This window comes from Cystobacter fuscus DSM 2262 (assembly GCF_000335475.2).
In the GTDB taxonomy this organism is placed as follows: domain Bacteria; phylum Myxococcota; class Myxococcia; order Myxococcales; family Myxococcaceae; genus Cystobacter; species Cystobacter fuscus.
Window position 1 is genome coordinate 139,839 of record NZ_ANAH02000008.1, and the last position, 26,177, is coordinate 166,015.

The following is a 26,177-nucleotide window of genomic DNA, read 5'->3' on the forward strand; positions in this document are numbered from 1 at the left end:
CGACGAGGAGTACACATCCGGACGAGCTGGCTCCCGAACACCCGCCGTACGCTCTCGGCGTGCTACCGGAGGAGGCAGATGCGAAAGGCTTCTGTACCGTCCCTTCCCTCTCGATTGCGGAGAAGCATGTGCCGGAGAATCCGGACCAGTTGCTTCCCACGGATGCCGTTTATCACTGGAGCAACGTCCGGCTCGTGGCGCTGCCGGAGGTGCCGGGAACACAATTGGTAGCGGACCTCGAGTACACGGCGGATGGCTGCACCGCCGGGTTGATGCGCAGCGTGCTCCCGGAGACCCGGCGATTCATCCAGGGCATCCGCTGGGCAGGCCGTGAAGCGAGCGCAGGTTCTGACTCTCCCTGGGGGAGCCTGCGCGAGCACAAACGCCAACACGCGACTCCTTCATAGTTGAAGAGGACATGCCCATGAACAACTTCATGGCGACTTCTTATTGGAGAAGATTCATGCAGAGTTCACGGGAATACACGAGCGCAGCCCATCATCGAATTGTAGGGGGACTCATTTGTCTGTCGGTGCTCACTCTTGCGATGAAGCTCCGTCTAAAGCTGCGGATGCTCGCTTCACCGCTACCGTCGAAGCAGCCTCCAAAGTCGCAACTTGGGCACTCCATGTCGAGTCCATTGAATACTGGTTCTCGTTCATTTCAAGGTAGTTACACGGGAATTGAAGTTGATGAATTTTCCGCCTCTACTGATGATTGCAATTCTTCGGATTTTTCGGAGACTCCGGGTAGGCCGAGGACCATGATCATAACGGTGAGGCCGAATTCGGGGACTGGTATCGTCTAAACCAGTGTTCATGATTCCCGATCACCCCTTGACCTCGAAGACTGTCCTTCCAAGGGAACATCCCAACGGACAGGGGCGCTCCCCGTTCGAGAATCGTGAGCGGTCGTTCAGCAGGGCCACGAGTCGAGGGATCGCCATGTCGAGGGAGCGCCATATGGACCGAGCGTTGCCCATGCACACATACTCGGTTGGAAGAGCGCTTCCGAGAGGAGAGCAAACGTGATGAGGGTGGGTGATGTTCGATGTCTTCCTTTCCCATAACAGCCAGGACAAGGCTTCTGTCGAGACCCTGGCCGAACGTCTGAGAGCCGAGGCCGGGCTGCAGCCCTTCCTGGACAAGTGGCATCTGGTGCCAGGCACGAGGTGGCAGCCCCACCTGGAGGCAGCACTGGCGAAGAGCCAGGCCGTGGCCGTCTTCTTCGGTCCCTCGGGTGTCACGCCCTGGCACAACGAGGAGGTGCGTGTCGCGCTCGACAACGCGGTGCGCACTCACGACGAGTACCGCGTCATCCCCGTGCTCCTTCCCGGTGCGAAATCCGAGGACATCACGGGATTCCTGGCCCAGCGCACCTGGGTGGACTTCCGGACGGGGTTGGATGATGCCGCCGCCTTCAAACGGCTGGTGGCGGGCATCAAGGGCCACGCCTCGGAGGAGGACACCTTCCGGCTTCCGGACGAGCCGGCCCCCTACCGGGGCCTGCTGCCCTTCGGCAAGCGGCACTCCCGGTTCTTCTTCGGCCGTGAATCGGAGATCGAGACGGTGCTCGCCAAGCTGAGGCACTCCCCTTTCGTCGCGGTGGTGGGTGCCTCGGGGGTCGGCAAGTCCTCCCTGGTGCTCGGCGGTGTCCTCCCTCGCCTCGAGTCCTCCGGCACGGGGGACGACGCACCGCTCCGTGTCCGCACGATGATACCGGGAGGTCGTCCTCTCCGGGGACTCGCGGATCAACTCGCGACGCTGGCGCCTCCCGAGGTCCGCCTGTCCACCGCCGATGCACTCCACGAGCGGCTCGCCGCGGAGAGCCATGCCTTCAGGACGGCGGTGTCCACCCTGACCGCCGACCAACCGGGCATCTTCCTCCTCGTGGTGGATCAGCTCGAGGAACTCTTCACCCATGACCTGGAGGGAAGCCTCTCCAAGTCCACGACGGCCTTCCTCGCCAACCTGCGGGATGCCGTCGAGCACGGAGGAGGTACCCTTCAGGTCATCGTCACCCTACGCGCGGACTTCTTCGAGCACTGCCTGCGCCACCCCTCGCTACGGGCCATCCTGCAGGACCGCGAGGTGTTGCTGGGCAGCATGGGCCTGGAGGGCCTCCGGGATGCCATCAGCCGGCCCGCCCATGCCGTGGGGGCCTTCCTGGAGAAGGGGCTGATGAGCGCCATCCTGAAGGACGTGTCCCAGGAACCTGGCTCGCTGCCCCTGCTCGAGCACGCCCTCTATGAACTGTGGCGGGCCCGTAGCGGCGCCTGGTTGACCCTGTCCGCCTACGAGGCGAGTGGCGGCGTGGTGGGAGCACTCCAGCAGCGAGCGCAGACCTGCTACGAGGCACTGGACGTCCCACAGCGGGAGATCGCGAAAAGGCTCTTCCTGCGGCTGACGACGCTGGGCGAGGGCACCCCGGATACGCGACGGCGCGTCCCATGCGTCGAACTGAATTTCCCCGAGGTGGACTCCACCCAGGTCGAACACGTCCTCCGGGCGCTGTCGGGACCGAAGGCCCGGCTCCTCGTCGTCCACGAGAATTGCGTGGAGGTGGCACACGAGATCCTCATCCAGACGTGGTCCACCCTGCGCGGGTGGCTGGACGAGAACCGCCGGGAGCTGAGCATCCACCGCCGGCTGACCGAGGCCACCCACGAATGGACGGAGCACCAACGGGACGCCAGCTATCTGTACCTCGGCTCCCGCCTCCTGGAAGCCGAGGAGGGTTTCTCGGTGAAGTCCGGAGCCCTGAACGAGCTGGAGAGAGACTTCCTGGCCGCGAGCGTGAAGCGCCGCGACGAGGAGAAGCTCGCGGAAGAGCGCCGCCGTCAGGAGGAGCTCGAACACACGCAGCAACTCGCCCGGGTAGCCGAGGCGGGAAGGCGGGCCGAGGCGGCACGGGCCCTGGTGGCCCGAAGGGCGACGCAGAGACTACGCGTGCTGGCCCTGGTGCTCGCGGTGGGCGCGGGGGCCATCTTCTCCTTCTGGAAGGAGGCACAGCAAGAGCGGGATGTATCCCTCTCGCGTGAGCTGACGGCCAATGCCTTGCTGGAGATCAAGGAGGACCCACAGCGCAGCCTCCTCCTCGTCCAGCGGGCTCACCTCATCGCACCGACGGAGCACGTGGCGAGGGCGCTGTCCGCGTGGGAACTCGAGCCAGCCCTGCTGGTCGTGCGAGACACCACCAGCATCTTCGGTCGACCCGATTTCCACCCCGATGGTTCGCGCATCATCGCGCCCAATAGCCATGGCACGGTGCGCATCTGGGACGTGGCTTCCGGAAGGCCCCTGATCACCTTGAGGGGACACACCGGCACGGTGGGGAGCGCTTGGTTCGACACCGAAGGCTCACGCGCCGTCACCGCCAGCCTGGATGGCACGGCGCGCATCTGGGACGTGGCCTCTGGCAAGCTCCTCGTCACCCTCTCAGGGCACACTGGTGTGTTATGGGATGCCCGGTTCAGCCCCGACCGTAAGCGTGTCATCTCCGTGAGTCGTGACGGCACGGTACGCACCTGGGACGCAACCTCCGGCAGGTTCCTCCGCATCCTCGCGAGACATCCCGAGGCGGTGGAGTTCGCCATGTTCAGCCCCGACAGCACACGCGTCGTCACCACCAACAATGGTGGCACGGTGCGCATCCGCGATGTGGAATCCGGCGGAATTCTCGTCACCCTCTCGGGCCACACCAGGAAGGTGAGGGAGGCCCGGTTCAACCCCAAGGGCACGCGCATCGTCACCGCCAGCGAGGATGGCACGGCACGCATCTGGGATGCGACCTCCGGCAGACTCCTCGCCACCCTCTCGGGTCACACCAACGCTGTGCAGGGCGCCAAATTCAGCCCTGATGGCACGCGCATCGTCACCGCCAGTCTGGACGGCACGGCACGCCTCTGGAACGCGAACTCCGGCAGGAGCCTCGTCACCCTCGTGGGGCATACCGGTCCCGTGATGGAGGCGGGCTTCCGCCCTGATGGCGCACGCGTCGTCACCGCCAGCGAGGATGGCACGGCACGCATCTGGGATGCGACTTCCGGAATACTGCTCACCACCCTCTCCGGTCACACCAATGCGGTGCACGGCGCCACCTTCAGCCCCGATGGCAGGTCCATCGTGACCTGCAGCCTCGACGGCACCCTACGCATCTGGAATGCATCTGGAAAGGTCTCCACCACCCTGCCTGGCACCACGGCGGACTTCAACTCCGAGGGCACGCACGCCGTCACCGCCAGCGATGATGGCACGGCACGCATCTGGGATACGGGCTCGGGCAGGCCCCTCGTCTCCCTCTTGGGGCATACCGGCGCCGTGCTGAGCGCGACCTTCAGCCCCGACGGGACGCGTGTCGTCACCACCAGCCATGACGGCACTGCACGCCTCTGGGATGCTGCCTCCGGCAAGCCGCTCGTCTCGCTCTTGGGGCATACCGGAGAGGTATGGTCCGCCAACTTCAACTCCGACGGGGCACGCGTTGTCACTGCCAGCAATGATGGTACGGCGCGCCTCTGGGATGCTGCTTCCGGCAGGCTCCTCGTCACCCTCTCCGGGCACACCGGAGAGGTGTGGAACGCCAGGTTCAGCCCCGACGGGGCATGCGTCGCCACTACCAGTGATGATGGCACGGCGCGCCTCTGGGATGCTGCTTCCGGCAGGCTCCTCGTCACCCTCTCCGGGCACACCGGACCGGTGTCTGATGCGAACTTCAGCCCTGACGGTACGCGCATCGCCACAGCCAGCATGGATGGCACAGCGCGCCTCTGGGATGCTGCCTCCGGCAGGCTCCTCGTCACTCTTTCGGGGCAAACCACCGGTCCGGTGGTGGAGGCGCGGTTCAGCGCCGACGGTATGCGCGTCGTCACTGTCCATGGGGAAGATATCCCTTGCCTCTGGGATGCTGTCTCCGGCCAGCTCCTCGCCAGGCCCTTCGGGGAGACCAGCGTGCTCCGAGGCGCCCTTCTCAGCTCCAATGGATCACGCCTCTTCACCCCCAACGAGAACAGCACGGTACGCATCTGGACACGCCAACTATGGGAGCCCCTCGAGACCCAGCTCTCGCGTTGGAGCGCCGGGCGGGACCTGACCTGCGAGGAACGCGTGCTCTACCTCCACGAGAAACGCAAGTGCCGCTCTACTGGCGGGGGTCCAAGTTAGAGCGCATCAATGTGATAGCGGCTCTGTGCCGATGCCGTCGGTGGAGGGAAGGTGACGCCCCAGCCACTCGCCCTACAAATCAATGACGGTGCCGGAGCCACGCGGCCAGAACTCCTGGACGGTCAGATCGGTCCAGGTATCGAACTGTTGCCAGGTGTTGGGATTGCTGGATCTTCCAAAGCGAAGCACCTTCTTCCAATGCGTCGCGCGGACCCGGTGCTGGACGTAGAACGTCCAGGCACCCGTCCTGGGATCGCGCACGCCGAACACCGTTCCGAAGGTGATCGTCTTGAAGTCCCCGATGTGCCTCACTCGGGACTTGCCCTTCTCATTGATGACGGTGATGGGGGCGAGGTTGCGATTGACTCCAAGCTGTTTGGCGATTCGCGCGTCATCCTGAGCCCGGCTGACGCCGCCGACCTGCTCGGACATGTACCGGCCCGCGCTGAGGGAGCGTCCCGTGGGGCCCGGAGTCTTCTTCACCGCATGGTGGGAAAAGGCCTTGTAGACCGTCTCCATGCGGGAGACCTTGGCGATGAGGCCATGGGGCGTCTCGATGGATCCACCCGTCCCACCCGCGTTGGCGTGATAGACCGTCGGCTCGGTTTCGCTGCCCTCGACGAAGACGGAGCAGCCATTGACCGTCGCGGTGACGAAGACATGCGGCTCCTGGAAGGCGGCCGTGGCGAGCAAGGGGAGATGGTGTTTCTTGCTGGGCGTCAGCGTGGTCCGGATGATCTGATTGGCCTTCCAGGGCAGCCAGTAGATGGGAAAGGACCCTGTCGCCTGGGCCTGCGCGATGCTCAGGCTGTAGATGTTCTGATCCTTGGAGGTATTGAAGCCAGCGTCTCCGTTGGAGACTCCCGATGCCGTCACCGAGCAATAGAGGACCCGGTTCTGCCCCTCGACCTGGTAGTAGGACGTCGTGGCGTCGTAGTTGCCCTTGTGCTTCAAGTTGGCGGGGTTGGAGAGCAGATTGCCCACGGGAGCAATCGCATGCTTCTGGGCGAACTTGACCGGGTCCTGCAAGAACTTGGCATTGAGATCCATCGGGCTCCTCAGCTCACGGCCTCGGGCGGCTCCACCACGAGATACACCACGGCCGCGCCCAGACTACCCCAGGATGCGCTGGAAGTAGCGGGCGAGGAAGTCAGCGAAGGCCCGCACCTTGGGAGGCGTGAGCTGGCGGTGCGGGTACACGAGGTAGATGTGGCGCTGGGTCACCGGGTGCTCGGCGAGGAGTGACACCAGGGCCCCCGAGCGCAGCTCCTCCAACACCAGGTAGCGCGGCAGGTTGGCGATGCCCCGTCCCAGGAGCGCCGCCTGCCGGAGGACGAGGTGGTTGTTGGCCACGAAGCGCCCCTGGACCTTCACGCTCCGAGAGCCCTCGGCTCCCTGGAACTGCCACTCCCTCACCACCCGGCCGGGCTTGAAGAGCAGACACTCGTGGTGGGCCAGTTCCTCCAGGGCCTGGGGCCTGCCGGCGCGCTGGAGGTAGAAGGGGCTCGCGCACAGAACGCGTTCCTCGTCCGCGAGGCGTCGAACCACCAGCGAGCTGTCCTTCAACGCGCCGGCGATCCGCACCGCCGCGTCGAAGCCATCCTCCACGAGGTCCACCACCCGATCGCTCGCCTCGAGTTCCACCTGCACTTCCGGAAAGGACTCCTGGAACGCCGCCGCGGCGGCCCCGACGTGGACCTCGCCGAGCACCGCGGGCACGGACACGCGGAGGGTGCCCCTCGGACGCTCGTCGAGCGCCGCCATCGCGAGTTGGGCCTCCTCCAACTCCCCGAGCACCCGCTGACAGTGCTGGTAGAAGATGCTTCCCGCCTCCGTGAGGCTCAGATGGTGGGTCGTCCTGCGGAGCAGCCGGGTCCCGAGCCGCTCCTCCAGATGGGCCACCTGCTTGCTCACGGCCGAAGGCGTCAACCCGAGCTGCCGTGCCGCCACCGAGAACCCCTGGTTGTCGACAGCTCGCACGAACACCACCAGGGGCATCAACCCCTCGAGAAGCACCGGACCCTGCTTTTTCCGTTCAGGCACAGCCGTCTTTCCTCGGAGCCACGTTCTCAATCGGCGCGGGGAAGCGCAAGTAGAGGGGGCGAAGACGAAACGCGGTCCCGCCCTCGCCTCCTCGCGCTCTGGCTCCCCGGCGCGAAGGGCCCCTCAACCGCATCGGGAAGACACCATGAAGCCCTCGACCTCGACAGAGGACGCCTCCCCCCTCTTCTTTGGCATCACGAACGCGGTAGCGGGTCATCTCCTGCTGCGGCTCGCCCTCGGCATCAACCTCCTCGGGCATGGCCTGGTCCGGATCGGCAACCCTGGCGCCTTCGCCGACGTGCTCGTCCAGCTCTTCGCGAATACCTGGCTCCCCTCGCCGCTGGTACGCCTCTTCGCGCTGCTGCTGCCCTTCCTCGAACTCATCATCGGCGTGCTGCTCACGCTCGGGTTGCTGACGCGCGCCGCCCTCTTCACCGGCGGCCTCCTGATGGTGTCCCTCATCTTCGGCACCACCCTGCGCAGCGACTGGGAGACGGCGGGACTGCAGATGATCTACGCGGCCTTCTACGCGGCGCTCATGGCGACGGCCCACCTCAACCACGTCTCCGTCGATGCCTGGTGGGCCAGGACCCGGAGCCACTCCGCCCCCGTCTCCTCGAACAGCCCCGCTCCGGTCCCCTGAAGCAGGCGAGGTCCCCGTCATGTCCCTCCCCGAACCGATGCCCCTCCCCTCCCCCGCCGTTCCCGAGCGTCGCGAGTTCCTGCGCCACACCGGAATGATCGCCGTCGGTGCGCTCATCGCGGCGACCCCTTCCTCCGACGCGCTGGCCGCGAGCCCGGTGCCCACGGCCCCGCGGGAGCCGTCTCCCACGCGAGGCGGTCGCTCCTCGTCCAGACAGTTCTGGCCGGACGGAGCGCGGCTGGTGATCTCCCTCTCCATGCAGTTCGAAGCGGGCGCGCAGCCCGAGCGGGGAGCGAGCAGCCCGTTTCCTCCCATTGATCCGAAGTACCCGGATCTGCCCGCCGCCACGTGGTACGCGTATGGCGTCAAGGAGGGCATTCCCCGGCTGCTCGACCTCTTCGAGCGCAAGCGCATCAAGGTGACGTCCCACATGGTCGGTCAGGCGGTGGATCTCCACCCCCAGCTGGCCAAGGAAATCGTCGAGCGGGGCCACGAGGCCGCCGCCCATGGCCAGACCTGGACGCCCCAGTTCTCGATGAGCCCCGGGGAGGAGCGGGCCTCGTACGAGGCCAACGTGCGGAGCATCGAGCGGGCCACGGGCACGAAGCCGGTGGGCTTCAATGCCTTCTGGATGCGCGGAACACCCCACACGCTGGAGATCCTCCAGGGCCTCGGGTTCACCTACCACATCGATGACGTGAGCCGGGACGAGCCGTTCCTCATTCCCGTGAAAGGCAAACCCTTCGCGGTCGTGCCCTATACCCTGGGCATGAATGACATCGTCCAGTTCGAGGGGCGCAACACCACGGCCGAGGCCTTCGGGCGTGAGCTCAAGGACGAGTTCGAGGTGCTCTACGCCGAGGCCGCCACGCGCCGGCGCATGATGTCCATCAGCACCCACGATCGGATCGCCGGCCGTCCCTCGCGCGTCAAGGCACTGGAGGAATTCATCACCTACGCCCAGAAGCAGCCGGGCGTGGTGTTCATGCGCAAGGACGAGATCGCCCGCTTCGCGCTGGAGAGCCCCCTGACGCCCCGGGAAGGTGGCATCTGAAGGAGGCAGAGTCCGAACGTACATGACGGAGTCCAGGGGCCCAGGACGCATTTCCGCGCGGGCTGTCGCATCTTCGGAGACGTTCCCGCGCCCGACCGGTTCGACATCACCCGCGAGAACAACCCGGGGAGTTGATAGAAGCTCGGGTCGGTCTCAGCGCCTTCCCCAGCCCCATGCCCCTTCGCGCCTATACCCGCGTCGCCGTCGTCCAGCTCGCCTGCCAACCAGCCATTGCACTCCCGGGGCGGGCGCCCTTCGAGGATCCACTCTTCGATCTGGCTCGCGCGGATGCCCTGCGCCCGGAGGGCGAGCCCCCACCCGAGCTGGACACCCGCTTCAGCGAACTGCGCGAGCGCATCGCCCGCATCCACCGCGAGCAGCTCCTGCTCAAGGTCCAGGCGATCCTCGGCCAGTGTCAACAGTGGGGCGTCCGACTCATTGTCTTCCCCGAGTACAGCCTGCCCTGGCAGGTGCTCGAGCAGGTGGCGCGTGCCGGTGGAGACCTTGTCATCGTGGCGGGGACCCACTCCGTCACCCGGCCCGCGCGACAGTCCAGTGTCTACGAGCGGCTCGGCGCACAGTCCCCGGCGCTCGGCCAGGCCGTCTGCCCGGTGCTCCATCGCGGGCGCCTGCTCGCGCTCCAGCCCAAGCTCTCCCTGACAGAGATGGAGCAGGAGCTACGGCCAGGCCAGGCGTGGCACCCCATCCCGCTCGAAGGACTCCCCGGACCCATGGGCGTCCTCATCTGCCTCGACTTCCTCAACCGAGAAGGAGAGGCCCATCGCAAGCTCGTGGCCGAAGCCTTGGAGCACAGCCACTTCCTGGCGGTGCCAAGCTACACGCCCTTCCACACCATCCCGGAGTTCCACGCCAAGGCGCAGGAAGAGGCTCAGCGCTACGGGCGGCCGGTGCTCTGGGCGGACGTGGCCGTCTTCTCGGGGAAGAAGGCCGCGGGCGGCAGTTCCATCTTCGTGGACGAGGGCCACGTCGGAGATCTGCGCCGCTTCCCCGAGCACGCCGGCTACCTGGAGCCGGGCGACGAGGGAGTCATCGTCGCCGATGTGGATCTCGGCTTCGCGCGCGTGGGGCCGTCCACGCGCTACGACCAGAAGCGCCCCATTGTCCCCTTCGCCGCAGCGGGACTCGTCTACCTGGTGCAGCCAGCGGGTGAGCGCTATGCACGGTGGCTCGCGCAGATGGGGCCCCTGCTGGAGCGCGAGGATGACGAGGCGGTGGAGGCCCTGGCGAAGCAGGTCGCCGAGGCGCGAACCCTGCTCCTGGATGCGGGCGCCAGCAACAAGGCTCGCGAGACGCGCCTCCGTCGGCTCTTGAGGGAGATGGACAGCCTCGTCTCGGTGGAGCAGTTCCGCCGCTATACCCGCGAGATCGTCCTGCCGGCTCAGGCGCTGCCGCTGCCCGCCCTGCGGGCCGTACTGGCCGGCGGCGCGGCGGACGCGCTCTTCGAGTGGCAGAAGGACTGGAGCGGCTTCGGACTGGGCTCGCTGGTGCAGCAGTTCCATGAGGCGGCACGATCGGTGAGCCCTCCTGATCCCGGCGAGTGGACGGAGGCGGGGAGTACGGCGCTGGAGTCCGTGCGTCGGGCGGTGCGCCACGAGCCCTCGAGTCCCGCGCCCTCCGAGCCTGTGCACGAGGCAGAGGTGCGCTGGGCCATCCCCGCCGGGATCGATCCGGCGGCGCTGGGCGAACTGCGGCACGGGGGCTTCGTCTTCCGCTTCCGTCCACGACCCGAGGACTTCCGTGCCGCGACGCAGGAAGTGCGTGCGCGCCACGCGGCGCCAACTCCCATCCATCATGATGATGGGGAAGAGGTCAGCCGGGGCGTACTCCTTGCCGCGCAAGATCTCTTCCTGCTGACCGTGGCGGAAGCATCCGGCCCCACCGCGGCCATGGCCGTGGCGGTGGAGGGGCAGGCCGTGGGCACGATCCTCCCCATCACCCACGAGGGGGAGCACTGGGCGATCCAGTTCTGGGACGTTGACGGTTGGTGGAGAGGGCACAGCCCGCGTGTTCAGCGCGCGCTAGAGGAGGCGCTCCCGCAGGTGAAGGTGCAGCGCGTCTCCACCGAGTCAAGCACGAAGCAGCTCGAGGCCCTGCGCTCCCGCTTCGAGAAGGGACGAGAGCGGGTGGAGGCGCTCCGCGTCGAGCGCTTGGCCTCCGTGAATGGATCCTTCGTCCAGCCCACCGTCCGGGTGGGTGAGACGTCACTGCCCGCGCTGGAGGGGCTGGACCAATGGCTTGGCTCAGGGCTCCAGACGGCCCTGGTCCTGGGTGAATACGGCGCCGGCAAGTCCACCACTCTGGCGGTGTGGTGCTCACGACTGTGGAGCCGGGACGAGGCACCACGCCCCCTGCTGTGCAGCCTCGCCTCCGCCGCCACCGGCCGCGACACTCACGGCCTGCTGCTGGACGCCGCGGGCACTGAGGATACTCCTGCCAACCGCGCGGCCCTGCGTCTGCTCATCAGGACCCGGCGGGTGCTGCCCGTCTTTGATGGCTTCGATGAGATGGCCACGCGGCTCGGCTCGGGCGGGCTGGCCGGGCGGCTCTCGGAGTTGCTCGGCGTCGCGGAGGACACCGGCCGCGTGGTGGTGTCCTCGCGCGAGCACTACTTCGAGTCCGAGACCACGCTCCACTCCACCGCGGTCGAGGCGCTGAGCCAAGCGCTGGGTGCCTCCTCGGGGCTCACCCGCCTCTCCTTCCTGCCCTTTGATCTCGGCCAGATCCGAGAGCTTATGGAGAAGAGCCTGCCCTCGCCGCGGAAGGTGGACGAGGCGCTCAGGCGGCTCCAGGACACCTATGATCTGATGGACCTGGTGACGCGGCCCTTGCTGCTCGGCATGGTGCTGGCGTCCCTAGAGCGCATCGCACCCACGGCACGGGTGGCGCCAGCGGACATCTACGAGGCCTACCTGCGGCACTGGCTCTCACAGACCTCGGAGGACGGCGAATCCCTCACCCACGCCCAGAAGCAGGAGTTCGCCGAGGCGCTCGCGGAGGAACTGTGGCGATCGGGCAGAACGTCCTGCTCGTGGCGGGAGCTGCGAAAGACCGTGCGGGAGCGCATGGGTCGACAGCTCCCCGATCACCTGACGCCCGCCGCCGTCTTCCGGGACATCGAGGGAGGCGCATTCTTCGTGCGCGAGGGAGAGGAGAACTACCGATTCGCACACAAATCCTTCCTCGAGTATTTCCTCGCCCGAGCGCTGGTGGAGACCCTGGAGACCCAGCCAAAGCAGGCGTTGGACACACGTCCATTCACTCGAGAGGTGGCGGCGTTTCTCGGTGAGGTGCTAAGGCGCCGGACAGGAGATGCTCTGCAATCCCGCGCCGTGCTCGCCCTGCATGCGCTGCTGCGAGCGAGGGGGACGGCGGGAGGTACGGCGGACCCGGCGGCGGCCAATGCATTCCGGCTCCTTCACGGGTTGGCGGTCTGGGCTCAGGACGGGAGGCAGTGGCTCCCCGAGCGGGCCGACCTGCGCGGGGTGGATCTGACGGGCGAGGATCTGCGCGGAGCCCGCATGGGGGCGGCCCTGCTGGAGGGCGCCCGGCTCGCGGGAGCGGATCTGTCTGACGCAGACCTCGCGGGGGCGGATCTCTCCCGTGCGGTGTTGGTAGGAGTGCGCCTGGAGGGGACCTCGCTGCGTGGCGCCAATGCGATGGGGGCGGACTTCACCCAGGCCGAGGCGATGCGATGCGATGCGGAGGGCGCGAACCTGTCCCGAGCGACGCTGACCCAGTCCGTATGGTTGGAGAGTCGCTGGGAGGGCGCTGAATTGGGTGGAGCGGAGGTGACCGCAGCTCTCATGGTACCCGCGCCCTCTCTCGCGGCGCGGTGGTTTGTCCCCCGCTCTATGCAGGCAAGCATCTCGACTGGTCACACAGACATAGTCAGGTCCGTGTCTTGGAGTGCGGACGGACGGCATTTGGCCTCCTCAGGAGAAGACGATACCGTGCGCCTGTGGGACGCCGAGTCTGGCCGCGAGCTGCGCTGCCTTTCGGGCCACACAGACAAGGTCTTCTCCGTATCTTGGAGCGCAGACGGGCGGCGACTGGCCTCCGCAGGAGGGGACGGCACCGTGCGCCTGTGGGATGCCGAGTCCGGCCGCGAACTGCGCTCCTTCCCAGGCCACAAAGGCAGGGTTTGGACCGTGTCCTGGAGCGTGGACGGACGGAGACTGGCCTCCGCAGGAGAGGACGGAACCGTGCGCCTCTGGGACGCCGAGTCCGGCCGCAAGCTGCGCTCGCTCTCAGGCCACAAAGGCTGGGTCAGGTCCGTGTCCTGGAGCAAGGACGGACGGCGGCTGGCCTCCGCAGGGGATGATGGCTCCGTGCGTCTGTGGGACACCGCGTCTGGTCGCATGTTGCGCTCTCTGTCGGGAGAGAAAGGTCGGGTCTGGTCCGTATCCTGGAGCGCGGACGGACGGCGGTTAGCATCCGCAGGGGATGACGGCACGGTGCGCCTGTGGAACGCCGAGTCCGGCCACGAGCTGCACTCCCTCCCAGGCCACAAAGGCATGATCTTTTCCGTATCTTGGAGCGCAGACGGGCGGCTGGCCTCCTCAGGGGGAGACGGCACCGTGCACCTGTGGGACGCCGAGTCCGGCCACGAGTTGCACTCCCTCTCGGGCCACAAAGGCTGGGTCTTCTCCGTATCCTGGAGTGCGGACGGGCGACGACTGGCCTCCTCAGGAAGGGACGGTACCGTGCGCCTGTGGGACGCACAGTCTGGCCGCGAACTGCACTCCCTTTCGGGCCACCCTGACAGGGGCTTTTATACCGTGTCTTGGAGTGCGGACGGTCGTCGTCTGGCATCCCTGGCAGGGAGCGGTACCGTACGTCAATGGGACGCAGAGTCCGGCCGCGAGCTGCGCTCCCTGTCGGGAGAGAAAGGCAGAGTCTGGTCCGTGTCCTGGAGTGCGGACAGATGGCAGCTGGCATCCTTGGGGGGGGACGGCACCGTGCACCTGTGGGACGCCGAGTCCGGCCGCGAGCTACGCTCCCTCACCGACCACAAAGGCATGGTTTGGACCGTGTCCTGGAGCGTGGACGGTCGAAGACTGGCCTCCGCAGGAGAGGACGGCACCGTACGCCTGTGGGACGCCGAGTCCGGCCGCAAGCTGCGCTCGCTCTCAGGCCACAAAGGCTGGATCAGGTCCGTGTCCTGGAGCAAAGACGGACGGCGGCTGGCCTCCGCAGGGGATGATGGCACCGTGCGTCTGTGGGACGCCGAGTCTGGTCGCAAGCTGCTCTCCCTCTCAGGCCATAAAGGCTGGGTTTGGTCCGTATCCTGGAGCGCAGACGGCCGACGGTTAGCCTCCGTAGGGGAGGACGGCACCGTGCGCCTGTGGGATGCCAAGTCCGGCCGCGAACTGCACTCCCTCTCGGGCCACGAAGGCACTCTTAGGTCTGTATCCTGGAGCGTGGACGGACAGCGGCTGGCCTCCGCAGGAAGAGACGGCACCGTGCGCTTGTGGGATGCCGAGTCCGGCCACGAGCTGCACTCCCTCTCGGGCCACAAAGACTGGGTCTTCGCCGTATCCTGGAGTGCGGACGGCTGGCGGCTGGCCTCTGCGGGGTACGACGGCCTGTGCGTCTGGGACATCACGAAGGGCCAGCTCCTGGCGAAGTGGGAGGTAGCGGGCTTGAGCAGCCTGACGTCTACACCGAGCGGCTATTGCCTCTTAAACGGAGATCCCTCACGCCACTGGCTGTCCGTGTCTCGACCCGAACAGCCCGCGACACTTCTCTACCTCCCTCTTCCGCAGACGCTGCGCGCCATCATCCACCAGCCAGACAAAGTGAGGGCAGCGCTGGAAGGCAAACCAGGAGACAGCAGCGAGCTGGCAGAAGAGCTGGCCGCCCGAGGATGGCCAAGCCTCGAGCCATGGAATGGCGAGCGCCAACACATCCCCGAAACGGCGCCTAATGCCTCGTCCGTGCCCCTCTCCGCCGAAGCACTCCCCTCTTCCCCATTCCGGCCCGGCTCCGCGCTCGAAGAAGCTGGTCTCCTCGTGGGCCGAGAGGTCACCGTCCGCGAGTTGCTCGCGCTCGTGACAGGGCGCAGCCCGGCCATCCTCCTGGGCCCCCGCAGAGCCGGAAAGACATGGCTGCTGGAGCACATGTCGCAGCGCCTCTCCGAGGCAGGGTACACAGTCCACTACGAGTCGCTCCAGGGGCGCCCGCCCCGCTCCGCCGACGAGTTGGCACTGCTGCTGGAGCCAGCGCTGGCAACCTCTACCTCGCGCGGCTCGTCACCTGGTGCCGAGTTGCTCCGGAAGATGGGAAAGCGTTCCCAAGGCAAGCCCGGCAAGAGCACCCGCGCCCAGGCCAAGGCTCCCCGCCACGTCTACCTCCTGGACGAGGTGGGCGCGCTCGATCAGGGCGACCAAACGCTCTTCCCCTGGCTGCGCGAGCTGGGCCAGCGCCATGCCGCCCTCGTGCTCGCGGGCTCGCACTGGGACTGGGTACGGGTCATCCGCCGCGCCACCGAGGTCTGCCCCGGCTCCTCCTTCGGCAATGACTTCACTCCAGTCATCCTTGAGCCTGTATCCCAGGAGGAGGCGCGCCGATTCCTCACGGAGGCGGTCCCAGGCCTCATCCCGGAACATGTAGCGGACTGGATCCTGGAGCTGTGCGGCGAATGGCCCTTCTACCTGCAGGCGATGGGCCACGCGCTGTACTTCGCGCGTGAAGCCGGCAATCGCAAGCCCTTCAATGACAAGGCCGCACTGGCCGAGCTGTATGATCAACGTCTGCTGGTCGGGCGTTCCGCAGTGTTCGAGGATCGCCTCCGAGAACTCCCCGAGTCCGTGAGAAAAATCCTCTTCACCCACCGCGAGCGGCGGCCAGAGTTCCATGCGCTGCCGCCCGAGGAGCGGACGCTGCTGGTGGATACTGGGCTGTGCACCGAGGCGGGCCGCTGGTTGGCGGACCGACCGTTCTTCGATTGGCTCCGCCGCCGCGCGGAGGCCCTGGACCCGTGAGGATCTGACATGGCCGTCTATGACGCCCGCCGCAGCTACGAGCCGAACCTGACGGCCCGCGATTACACGGAGCTGCTGCAGAAGGTGCGTACGCCTCCCCCAGAGGGGGCTCTCTGGCTCGTGCTCGCACCTCGTCGCTACGGGAAGACGTGGACACTTCGGGAGCTGGAACATCGGCTGGGCACCTCCGCGTGCTACCTGGATCTGCGCCTCCCCAGCGACAAGAAAACTTGGTCCTCCGGCAGGAAGGTGCAGTCCGGAGGCTTCTGGCTCCTGGACGAGCTCTCTGGCCTGCTTGAGAGCAACGACGAGGCTACGGCACTCAAGGCGGCCCAGGGATTCCTCTCTAGGTGCGAGAAGCTGCGGAGCGCGAAGACGAGCGTGATCCTCGCGTTGACTCCGCGGGAGTTGCACCACCTCCAGCGCGCGGATAGAGGCAACGGGCGCATCTCCTTCAAGTCCATTCTCAGGCTCGACCCGCTCTCTTCCGCAGAGGCCGCGAAGTTGGCGCGGACTCCCGAAGCTCACGAGGTTCTGGCGCAGGTGCCACCGGACTGGAGGCGAACCCCGTTCCTGCTCGAGTTGCTCTTCGAGGTGGACGAGCGAGCCCGGAAGCAAGGAGCGCTCCTGGAGCGCAAGCTCCTCAAGGCGGCGCTGGAGTCCGCTGAGAGTTCACGGCACCAGTACTTCCACCATGTCTTCTGGGATGCCCTTACAGAGGACAACCAGGCAATGCTCCGCACCATTGTGAGGAGTGAGGTGGTGGATCCCCGCTCCTGCGAACCGCTGGTGGACGCAGGGCTCGTGGAGGTGGATGCAATCACGGAGCGTCGCAGGCTCGCCGACCCGGTGCTGGCCGCGCGCCTCTCCCCGTTGCGCATCCACCACCTCTCGGACATCCATGTCGGCCCGAGGTCCGCGCAGAGCATCGACGCCAAGGAGGCTGGACTGCTGGCCGAGGCGCTCGATCCCGGCCTCGTCCGTGAGAGCTACCTGTCCCACCTGGAAGGGCTGCGCAAGAGCGGCAAGGCGCCGCACGTGCTCATCATCTCAGGGGATCTGACGGAGTGGGCGACAAAGGAGCAGTGCCAGGAGGCTCGGAACTGGCTGGACCGCCTCCTGCCGCAGTTGGAGCCGCATGTGCTGCTTGGCGAGGAGGCCCAGCGAATCCTCCTGGTGGGTGGCAACCATGATGTCGACTGGAGCCAGACCCGCGGCGGGCCCGGGTCCACCCGGCACCAGAACTTCGCCGATTTCTTCCATGGTTACGCGCACCCTCACCTGGAGGTGCCGCCCGCAGACCGAAAGCTCGAGCCAATCGAGTGGATGGATCTCGGTGTAACAGTCCTGCTCCTGGGCACCAGTGAGCTCGGAGGGCAGATCGAGGAAGAGCGGGAGCATTACAATCTGCTCCAGGAACTAGTGAAGCTCCCGAAGGCGCCCACGAAAGAGGAGCGGGAAAAGGCCGATAAGCTCGCGACGGATGCGGCCCGCATCGATCCCGGGTTGGTGGAGGCCAGGGACTTGCGCCGCGTCAGCACGCATCCTTGGAAGGATAGCCTCCCGGTGCGGATCGCCGTCCTGCACCATCCGCCCTCACCGCTGCCCTCCACGGAGGTGGCTCGCTACTCGGGGCTGCTCAACGCGGGAGCAGTCAAGCAAGTGCTGATGGAGAAAGGCTTTTGCTTGGCACTCTGCGGGCATGTTCACACCGGATGGTTCGCCGAGGAACGCTGGTTCAAGCACTCCGGTGGGCACATACTCCGCATCGCCGCGGCGCCTTCGCTGGGCAGCCGCGAGATTCCGTCGAACAATGGCTTCAATCTCGTGGAGGTGTTCCGTGATCGGGACCGGAATGGCATCCCCGAGTACCAGGTCCGGGTCCGGCGCTACGTTCGCAATGGGGACCTCGGATGGGACGTGCACGCGGATCAGCTGGGCCCCTTCGCTCCAGGCAAGTAAGCCATCCCCTTGCTCTTCCAGGGTGAGCCTTCCAGGCACAATGCACGCTGACTCGCCGCAGCTCCTCTGGGCGAGCCTGCTGTTGGCCGCCATCCTGGTATCCACCGGTTGCGTGTCGCTGACGCCACCACCCAGTGGAACAATGGGGCCGCACTACACGCCACGCGAGGCCGCGGGGACTGCGTTGGCCGACGGTTCGGGCAAGGAACTTCCGCACGTCCTCTCCGCTCTACCCCGCTCCTCGCTCGAATCCGAGGCGCCGGAGCGGCTGCACCGTCGCCGGAATGCCCGGAAAGCCGGCACAGGGACTGGCAGCGACATCGGGGGTGAAGTCCGCCGTGACGCCGCGAAGTCCGCCAGGCAGAGCGCAATCGCGGCCCATCTCGCAGTCCTCGGTGCCATTCGCGACGTATCCAGCTCCACTCGCCGGATCTCCGGCGAGTTCTCCAGACTCAAGGCCGACGAATGGGGCCTTGTCGGCGGAGGCGCTGGCATCTTCGTCCGCTACGTTGAGTATGGCGAACGTCAACTGCGGTGGATTGACGCCCAGCCCGCCGCCGCCACCCAGCTGGCCAACGCGGCTTCGGAGGTGGAAAACCCTGATATGCAGCTCGCCCTCCTGCGCCTCGCCGGCCCACGGCTCGAGACCGCCATGATGGGCTCCCTCTTGCTCGCCGTCTGGCTCGACTTCCTCCACCTCGCCGACATCGCGCTCAAACAGCGCTTCTACAGTGTGGAGAGGCTGTTCGTGGACATGAACCGCGTCCAGGAAATGATCGAGCCCGCCATGACGGCGCTTTCCTCCATGGAGCCAGAACAAGTGGAGGCAACGGCGAAAGACATCCCCATGCGGGTCGGCCATCTCACCCGCGAATTCGCGGCAACACGTGAGGCCATGCGCGTGGCGGCGGAGAACCTCCAGAAGATTCTGGTGCTCAAGGAGACCATTGAGGCACTCACCATGCTATCGGCGATGAAGTTCTCGCTGCCCTCGTTGCCGCCGTCCGCTCCCGCCCTACTCAGCATGGGCCTGATGGTGGGAGGTGACGGCGTGATGGTGGGCACACGCGTTGTCGTCTCCGCCGATTGGGTGGAGATGATGCGCCAACTGGTGCGGACGGGCATCATCTCCCTTCCCGTTGTCAGCGCCACCGTGCGGATCCAGGCGGGCCAGGTGTTGCTGGCGCAGGCTCACGACGAACTGCCGAAGGGCGTGCGCGACGCGCTGGGAGATGGGCCCGAGGTAGGGGCCATGCACGAGACGGGCAAAGCCGGGGCTGGCATGGCCGAGCCACCGCGGCACCACGTCCTGCCCAAGGAGTTCCGCGAGTGGTTCGAGAAGCGCGGCTTCACCGGCGAGATGGATATTGACGAGTTCTGCATCAAGATGGAGCGGGCTCACCACGAGGCCATCCACGGCGGTGGCCACTGGAAGCTGGGACGCACATGGCCGGGTGAATGGAACCGGATGATCATGAAGGCGCTGTTCGAGGCCGAGGCCGAGGCCGGCCGGATGTTGACGCGAAAAGCGATCCTGAACATCGTCGCGAAGCGTATGGAGGATTACTACATCCCGATAAACTTCATCCCGTGGAGAGGACCATGAGTGACGGACATCCTTTTCAGGGCAACTGGGTGGCACGCCTATACGAGCGGGTACGCGAGCTTGGTTACGACTCGCTCACCGCCTTCGCTGATGCACGTCCCACCATGCCGCTGCACTTGCTTGCCAAGGAGCTCGGTAAGGACGACGTCGCCGGGGTGCAAGTACTGCGCGGGCTGCTCGCCGAGGCGGAGCGGCGCAAGCAAGTCACTCGGTTCGTGCGCGACATATTCGTGCGCCTGTGGTCCCAGAGCGTCCCAGAAGGTTGGCCGGCGGTGATGGATGACGACAACCTTTTCAAGGTTGCCGAGGCACTCGGCTCCTGGTCCGCGTACACCCCTGAAACTCATGAGGAGCGTGTCAAGCAGGCCAGGGCAGCGCTCCGCGCCTCGCCGCCGCCGCCCGGCTGGCGCCCGCTCGGCCCCGACGACGAGTTCCTGCTCACGCTCTTGCCCGATGAGAGGGTCTAAGCCACCTCATCGGCACCATCCCTCGAGCCAGCAGTTCCCGGGGACCTGGCCCAGAAGAAGCCCCCCTACGCCCTGCGGATCCCTGTCACCTCGCCGTAGCCGCCGGGGATGAAGAAGTCATGCGTGCTCATGCCCATGATTCGCAGCGCGGTGGTCACGGCGTCCGCGGCTCTGGGCACGCGCTTGGAGGGCTGACCGTTCTCCTCGATGATGTCCACCGGAACGCCGAGCCCGCGCGAGGTGTACGAGCCCACCTGCCGGTTCGCCGCCACGTTTCCACCCGCGAAGCAGACCGAGGTGTACGGGTGGTGATCATCCGGCAGGGAGTAGGAGCCGTCGCGTCCGCGAGAGGCCCAGCTGCGGCCGAACTCACTCATCACCAGCACCAGCGTGTCATCGAGCAGCGTCTTGCCCGGCTTGCCGGGAGCGGGCGCGGCCTTGAGCTCGCCCAGGAAGCGCGCGACGCAGTCCATCAGTCCACGGCCGTGCGCGCAGCTGAAACCGTGGCCACCGGCGTTGTGCGTGTCGAAGTCGAGCTGCAACGAAACGTGCACCGAGGTGCAGAGGTCCGACTTGAGCAGGCGCAGCGCGAGATCCATCCGCGGGTCGAGCCCGGTGAGGTGGAAGTTGGCCAGGCCGAACGTGTACGTGAACGACTGGTTGCCGAGGTAGCTCGACAGGTACGAGGGACGGTTCGCCGTCAGGAAATCGATGCCCTTGGTGTTCTGCAGCACGGACACCACATCCGTCGCGAGCACGCGCGAGACCGACGACAGCGAGCCATGCAATCCCTCGAGGTAGCCGTCCACCTTCGCCGTCGAGCGGCCCATCAACTGCTGGGCGCGCGCGAGCGAGAAGCGCTCCACCGTGGTCGTCTTCAGGGTGCCACCGGTGGGCTGACCGCGCGCGTCCAGCTCGGGGCCCGCGGTGCGAGCATCGAGCCCCGTCCACCAGGGATTGTCCGTGGGCTTCGCGGAGAGCTGCGGCTTGAGCGCCTCGATCGACGGAACGCGAACGGGCGAGGCGTGTGAGGGCAGCCCCATCCCGAGCGGCGTACCGCGCTCACCGGAGACGACCACGAACGGCAGCGGTCTGCTCTCGCGGTACTTCTCGAACAGGTGGTTGGCGATCACCGAATGAACGGCGGGCGCCCGGTAGTCCGCACCGGCGACACCACACATCGAGGCGATGAACGCGCTCGCGTGGTCGTTGGTGCCCTGGTCGATGCCGTGCAGCACGCTCAGCTGCTCGTGCAGCGCGAAGTGCGAGAAGCCATACATGAGCGGGCTGAAGCCGCCGCGCTCGGCGGGGTTGGCGGGGTTCCACGACTGCCAGGTCCGGAGCGGTTTGTAGGAGCCGTTCGGAGGCCCGAGGTTCACCACCTTGCTCGCGTCGAAGAAGACGGGCTCGCCGCTGTAGTTGGAGGGCGTGGGCACGCAGAGCGGAATGTCCGCGTCGTCCATGGGGGTGAAGTAGTACGCCGGCCGGTAGCCGCCCGGGATGTAGAGGACCGCGAGCCGTGAGGGGACGTCGATGTCCGCGGCGCGCGCGGCGCTCGAGCCGAGGAGGCCCGCGCGTTCGAGGAGCGCGAGCTGTCCCGCTCCGAGGGCCCACTTGAGCAGCGTGCGACGAGAGGTGTTCGTCATGGTGTCCTCGGATCAGTAGGTGAGCCACAGCGGGTGACGGACGAGCGACGCACAGACGCCGATCCAGGCGAGGCGCGTGTTCTGCGCTTCGAGCGGGAGATAGACCTGTTCGTACAGGGCCTTCGCTTCCGCGTCCGAAGGCGGCTGTCCGAGCATGCGCAGGTAGAGCGAGCGCAGGTTCTTCTGTACCGCGCCCGGGTTGCTCGAGGATTTGTCGGTGAGCGTGACGTGACGCAACACCGCGGTGTTGCCCTTCTTGTCCACCGCGCGCGCACACCAGGCCTGGGACATCTGGACCAGCGTCTGCGCGGCGGAGGGGCCGAAGCTCACGTCCCGCTTGCGGTAGAAGAGCGAGTTGCCGCCGCCGAGCGCATCGAACCGCTCGACGCTGCGTGAGTCGGAGACGTACTCGCCCGAGATGCCGGGCGCCCAATCGCCGGGCCACACGAAGAGCTTGCCGCCATTCACCACGTACGCCTTGTTGCGCCAGTTGGGATCGCTGGTGCTGACGAAGTCCTCGAGCGTGAGCCCGAGCTGATCCATCAAGCTCACGACCATCTCCTCGGCGGAGAGCCGGCGGACGTTGAACGCTTCCGGATCCGGAGCCCCCAGCCGCTCGGGAGGAGGCGGCAGCTCGCGAATCCAGGCCTTCACCTGCTCGATGGACAGCGTGACGCGGCCGTTGGCGACGAGTTCGCCGTAGGGCTGACCCGGCGGCATCTGCGGATAGCTACCGGCGGCGGTTCCCTCGAGCATCTGGATCAGCAGGCTGTTGTCGGGATCCCCGGGCTTCACGTACCGCTCGTCGTACACGAGCCCGTTCTCGAACGCGGTGAGCGAGGCGAAGAACGGCTTGTTCCCGATGAGGTGGCACCCCTCGCACGCGGGCGCGAGCCCGAGCCGGATCTCGTCGTTCCTGCTCGAAGGCGCGCAGTTCCCATCCGTGCCGTTGTTGTCTTTGCAGGCAGACGCGAAGAGCGCGAGCGAGGTCAGCGCCACGGCCCCCATCGTCGAACGCAGCGTGCTCATCACAGGCCCCTCCGCAGTTCGGGTTGTTCGAAGAGATAGCGGATGAAGGGCCGGAGCTTGCGGTCGCGTGCGACGAACTCCCTGGCGAGCTTGTCGATGAAGTGCTTCTCGGAGGCCGGGTTCAGCTCACGGCCGATGAACATCGAGTAGAGCTTGCGCGAGACGCAGCGATCGAACTCGCCGGAACGAACGAGGAGCTTGCCGAACCCGAGTGGACCCATGGTGCCGTCGCCGTGCACTCCGAGCAGCGTGTAGGACTCGGGCATGGTGTCGAGCAGCACCGCTTCCGGATTGGCCGTGATCTGCTCGGGGGTGACCGGGGTCAACATGGTATTGGGAAGGAACGCGTTCTTCCACCGATAGCCCGGTGAGTTGCCGGTGTACGGGTACTTCCCGGACAACCACTCCTTCGTGACGCGATGATTGCCCACGCCGGGAATGAAGGGCCATGGGACGTAAGCGCTCTGGGCCGAACCGAAATCCCACCGCTTGAACGAGATCGCCGCGGGATCGAGTGTCTTGTGGCAGTGCAGGCACGTTCCGCCGGTCGCGGGATCGACCTCGTACGGAGGGAAGTGCACGTCCGCGGGAGGAGGCGAGAAGCTCTGGCAGGCGAAGATCTCGAGGAAGCGCGCGGCCCGGACGCGCTCGCGCGGGAACGAGGACATCGCGCCGATCATGGTGAGCACCCCGGCGGAGGGAAGACCCTTCGGCGCTTCGGTCGTGGTGCGGGGATCGAAGCGGTACGTGCGCTCGAGACTGCCGGAGCGCGCCCGGTTGTTGGAGAGCGCGAGGTGGAAGGGCTCCAGATCCTCGACCACGAACTCACGCCACGCCTGCGGATCATTCGGTGACGGGTGCAGCGGGTCGCGAGGTGCGTTGTCCGCGTCCGGGCGCCACCACGTCGTGTTCGCGTCCAACGCATTGCTACCCATCTGCCGGCCCAAGCGCACGTACAGCGCGCGCAGCCAGTTGGTTCCGACCGAGTAGTTGCCAATGATGAGATCCGAGAGCGGCCGGTCGTGCCACGCGAGGTGCGCGAACAGGCGCGCGGGTTCCTCGTACGGATGGCGGCGTTGAACACCGAGGTCGTGGTTGCTCCCGTTGATCAAGCCGGTGAGGGGTGAGCACCACACGAGGTTGGGTCCGCAGCCGCACCCGGTGGGCAGCATGGGATCGTAGTAGCCGCCGCGCGCGATGCCGCAGTCGAGCATCTGCCCCTTGGCGTCGGCGACCTGGGTGACGTTGGAGCCGGCCTTGCCGAGCACCTCGACCCGTGTTCCCGGCGCCCACCAGGGCTCGACCGAGCGCGCCTCGGCCACCGCGGGATTGCCACCCGCATCCAGGTCCTTGCACTGATTGGACGACTTGTCCCCCGCCGTGAACTCGTTCACGTGGTAGTACGCGCCCGGGTGCATCGTATCGGTGCCGCACTTGAAGAGGTGGCCGGACAGGTCACCCTGATACGCATCACCGGAAGCACCGGTGGTGTACGCGCCCACCGCGATCCACTCGTGTCCGAAGCGCAGCATCCGCTCGTAGAACTTCGGCGAGGCGAGCACCTCATCCAGTGTCGAGCGCAGGATCGCTTCTCGCGCATCAGGTGTGGCCGCGTCCGCCATGGCTTCGTATTGCTCGACGGTCGGCGTGGTCCCGGTGAGCCCGAGCACGAGGCGCCGCAAGAGCCGCGTGTCACTCATCCGATCATCGGGAGGCTCGACCGTCTGTGGAGTCTCGGGACCGCATTGCTGGGCGTGCGCGTCGACTCCGATGAGACCAGAGATCGTGAGCATCACGGTCAGCAGAGCCGCGCGCTTCGACTGCAAAGGCCAGTGCATTCGTGGGACGTTACCGAATTAACGGTTTCAAGGTAAAGGGATTTTTCCAGAATAAACACCGAAACGGTGTCTTTCGAGGACGGTCTGCCCGCCCAGGAGATGGCGAAGCTGGAGGCCCCACCGAGAGCGAGCAGCACCTCGACGATGCCGTCACAAGCCTCCCGCGTCCCGGACGACGAGGCGCAACTTCAACTGCTCCTCGAGCCAGGCCACTCGGATTGGCACGAGCCGGCGGTGCAGGAGCAGCCTGCGCACCGGCCGGCTCAAGGTCGTGCTCGAGGCCTACTCGCCCACCGGGCTCGGCTTCTTCCTCTACTTCCCCAGCCGGGCGCAGCGCTCCGGGCCGCTGCGCCTCTTCGTCGAGGCGGCCAAGGAGCTGGCCACGCACGCGCTGTGAATCGAGCAGGAGTCCTCAACGAGCAGGAGAGTCTTTTACCGTCCACTCGATGACCGGATTCCTCTTCGTGCTCGACAGGGACTTGTCGGGGCACTTCAAGAAAAGGGAAAGGACCTCATCTCCTCCGCGATCCAGGTAAGCGACGATCTCGCTCGAGTGCATAGCCATCGCGGAAACGAGGCGCACTGGACCGGCGGGCGTGGGGAAGCTCGTTGGCAGGGTCGGCGACTCCAAGCCGAACAGAGCCATCGACATCCCGTGTTCTGACACCCAGTCGTTCGGCCGGAACTTCTTGAAGACATCTGGCGGCACCACGAGCTGTTCCGGCATTCCCTTGCCGGAGAACTGGATGAACGCCAGCTCTGTCTCCAGGAGCTTCCGAGTGTCCGCGTAGTTGGCGAAGCCATCCGAGACCCACATCAACATGTCCAGCGGCCACCCGTCGTCCCCCGGCAGCTCCTCGTCCGTCTCAACCGCCAGCTCGAACCCGAAGCCCACGGACGGCTCGCTCGCGTCAAGAAATGGGTCGGATAGCCCATCACTCACGAACAGGGTACGCTGACCTCTCTTGATGATCCTCCACGCCTGAAAACCGCTCGGCCAATTTCCGCTCGTGGGAACGATGCGCCTGATGACGTCTTCAGAGAGGTCCCCGAGCTTGCTGTACGCGGCGGCCCTCGCCTCCCGGGCTTGCTTGAGCGTGGCTGGAACCTCGCGCGGCGGTGGCAGCGGTTCATGCGGCCCCGTCACCCGCTCGAAATCAACCCCCAGATTCCCTACTCTTTCGAGCGCAGCCTTGACCTCTTCGGAGACAATGAGTGCGTGAGTGAACCTCTTCGGCCTGAAGACACGCGCACCTTCAGTCTTCGCTGGGTCAATTCGCAATCCGTAGATCCAGCGATAAGCCCCTCTGCGCGCAGGTTCAGGGTCGTCTTGGTCGTATAGGTGGACTTCCCGGCAGTTCGCTTCGTCAATGCAGTCAATGGTCTTGCGTCCATTGACAACGAAATACCGCCCCGATTCGCTATCCACTGTCACCGGGAACAGTTGCACATCGTCAGACGCAAGAACCATGAAGACATTTGCGACTGCTTCGCTGACGATGGGGACACTCTCAAGCCCAGCGAACACAAAGGCGCGTCGCTCGCCTTGCTGCTCAACCTGGGTCTTCATCGCCCCCGGGTGTTGGAGGAGGTGCCCTTCTCCGAACATCCAAGGCTCGTCGAACTCACCGCCTGATGCCGGTACTGGAGTCGCGATGAGCCACTGAGGCACATCAGCAATTCGGACCCAATAAAAGTGACGTTCCATCCGCCCCTCCTACTT

General features: G+C 66.3%; 14 protein-coding genes and 1 pseudogene. 9 read left to right on the plus strand and 6 right to left on the minus strand.

Translation table 11 applies throughout. The features are described from left to right. The first annotated feature begins 26 nt into the window (after positions 1-26). Positions 27-407, plus strand: a complete 381-nt coding sequence (locus D187_RS57840) for a hypothetical protein (RefSeq protein ID WP_497463186.1) — start codon at positions 27-29, stop codon at positions 405-407. 636 nt (positions 408-1,043) lie between these two features. Next, positions 1,044-5,162, plus strand: coding sequence for an nSTAND1 domain-containing NTPase (locus D187_RS15440; protein ID WP_002626293.1), 4,119 nt, complete (start codon positions 1,044-1,046; stop codon positions 5,160-5,162). A 72-nt stretch (positions 5,163-5,234) separates the two neighbouring features. On the opposite strand, the gene D187_RS15445 is transcribed toward D187_RS15440, so the two are convergent. Together D187_RS15445 and D187_RS15450 are read right to left on the minus strand one after the other, a co-directional pair. Beyond that, entirely contained in the window at positions 5,235-6,212 is a 978-nt protein-coding gene (locus D187_RS15445; RefSeq protein ID WP_002626294.1) for a hypothetical protein, read from the minus strand. Positions 6,213-6,275: 63 nt separating this feature from the next. Further along, entirely contained in the window at positions 6,276-7,205 is a 930-nt protein-coding gene (locus D187_RS15450; protein ID WP_002626295.1) for a LysR family transcriptional regulator, read from the minus strand. Positions 7,206-7,350: 145 nt separating this feature from the next. Between D187_RS15450 and D187_RS15455 the strand changes: the two genes are divergently transcribed. The 6 genes from D187_RS15455 to D187_RS15485 all read left to right on the plus strand — a co-directional run bounded on the left by D187_RS15455 (position 7,351) and on the right by D187_RS15485 (position 19,941). Next, entirely contained in the window at positions 7,351-7,848 is a 498-nt protein-coding gene (locus D187_RS15455) for a DoxX family membrane protein (RefSeq protein WP_002626296.1), read from the plus strand. A gap of 19 nt (positions 7,849-7,867) precedes the next feature. Further along, positions 7,868-8,902, plus strand: coding sequence for a polysaccharide deacetylase family protein (locus D187_RS15460; protein ID WP_211241529.1), 1,035 nt, complete (start codon positions 7,868-7,870; stop codon positions 8,900-8,902). Positions 8,903-9,075: 173 nt separating this feature from the next. Then, complete coding sequence (locus D187_RS49940; protein WP_002626298.1) at positions 9,076-15,906, plus strand: WD40 domain-containing protein; 6,831 nt, start codon at positions 9,076-9,078, stop codon at positions 15,904-15,906. 9 nt (positions 15,907-15,915) lie between these two features. Then, positions 15,916-17,868, plus strand: a complete 1,953-nt coding sequence (locus D187_RS15475) for a metallophosphoesterase family protein (protein WP_002626299.1) — start codon at positions 15,916-15,918, stop codon at positions 17,866-17,868. Positions 17,869-17,950: 82 nt separating this feature from the next. Beyond that, a complete protein-coding gene (locus D187_RS15480; protein ID WP_245591727.1) occupies positions 17,951-19,474 on the plus strand; it encodes a DUF2380 domain-containing protein in 1,524 nt (507 codons plus the stop codon). Then, on the plus strand, positions 19,471-19,941 hold the full coding sequence (locus D187_RS15485; RefSeq protein ID WP_043429994.1) for a hypothetical protein: 471 nt from the start codon (positions 19,471-19,473) through the stop codon (positions 19,939-19,941). The genes D187_RS15480 and D187_RS15485 overlap by 4 nt, the downstream gene beginning before the upstream one ends. Before the next feature lie 65 nt (positions 19,942-20,006). On the opposite strand, the gene D187_RS57055 is transcribed toward D187_RS15485, so the two are convergent. Genes D187_RS57055 through D187_RS15505 form a run of 3 tightly spaced genes read right to left on the minus strand, consistent with a single transcriptional unit; the run spans position 20,007 to position 24,454 of the window. After that, positions 20,007-21,587 carry a DUF1501 domain-containing protein gene (locus tag D187_RS57055; RefSeq protein WP_002626302.1) on the minus strand — a complete coding sequence of 527 codons (1,581 nt, stop codon included), beginning with the start codon at positions 21,585-21,587 and terminating at the stop codon, positions 20,007-20,009. 12 nt (positions 21,588-21,599) lie between these two features. Further along, positions 21,600-22,616, minus strand: coding sequence for a hypothetical protein (locus tag D187_RS15500; protein ID WP_043429995.1), 1,017 nt, complete (start codon positions 22,614-22,616; stop codon positions 21,600-21,602). After that, positions 22,616-24,454, minus strand: a complete 1,839-nt coding sequence (locus D187_RS15505) for a DUF1549 domain-containing protein (RefSeq protein WP_043429997.1) — start codon at positions 24,452-24,454, stop codon at positions 22,616-22,618. Before D187_RS15505 ends, D187_RS15500 begins: the two co-directional genes overlap by 1 nt. Positions 24,455-24,679: 225 nt before the next feature. Here D187_RS15505 and D187_RS52335 point away from each other — a divergent pair. Further along, positions 24,680-24,851: pseudogene (locus tag D187_RS52335) on the plus strand (LysR family transcriptional regulator); the annotation flags it as partial. Between the two features lie 15 nt (positions 24,852-24,866). Here D187_RS52335 and D187_RS57845 read toward each other — a convergent pair. After that, a complete protein-coding gene (locus D187_RS57845; protein ID WP_002626307.1) occupies positions 24,867-26,162 on the minus strand; it encodes an imm11 family protein in 1,296 nt (431 codons plus the stop codon). Positions 26,163-26,177: the final 15 nt, after the last annotated feature.

Coding starts and splice junctions, on each gene's coding strand:
- D187_RS49940 (WP_002626298.1), top strand. CDS start 9,076: ATGCCCCTTCGCGCCTATACCCGCGTCGCCGTCGTCCAGCTCGCCTGC.
- D187_RS15445 (WP_002626294.1), bottom strand. CDS start 6,212: ATGGATCTCAATGCCAAGTTCTTGCAGGACCCGGTCAAGTTCGCCCAG.
- D187_RS57845 (WP_002626307.1), bottom strand. CDS start 26,162: ATGGAACGTCACTTTTATTGGGTCCGAATTGCTGATGTGCCTCAGTGG.
- D187_RS15440 (WP_002626293.1), top strand. CDS start 1,044: ATGTTCGATGTCTTCCTTTCCCATAACAGCCAGGACAAGGCTTCTGTC.
- D187_RS15505 (WP_043429997.1), bottom strand. CDS start 24,454: ATGCACTGGCCTTTGCAGTCGAAGCGCGCGGCTCTGCTGACCGTGATG.
- D187_RS57055 (WP_002626302.1), bottom strand. CDS start 21,587: ATGACGAACACCTCTCGTCGCACGCTGCTCAAGTGGGCCCTCGGAGCG.
- D187_RS15455 (WP_002626296.1), top strand. CDS start 7,351: ATGAAGCCCTCGACCTCGACAGAGGACGCCTCCCCCCTCTTCTTTGGC.
- D187_RS15460 (WP_211241529.1), top strand. CDS start 7,868: ATGTCCCTCCCCGAACCGATGCCCCTCCCCTCCCCCGCCGTTCCCGAG.
- D187_RS15485 (WP_043429994.1), top strand. CDS start 19,471: ATGAGTGACGGACATCCTTTTCAGGGCAACTGGGTGGCACGCCTATAC.
- D187_RS15500 (WP_043429995.1), bottom strand. CDS start 22,616: ATGAGCACGCTGCGTTCGACGATGGGGGCCGTGGCGCTGACCTCGCTC.
- D187_RS15475 (WP_002626299.1), top strand. CDS start 15,916: ATGGCCGTCTATGACGCCCGCCGCAGCTACGAGCCGAACCTGACGGCC.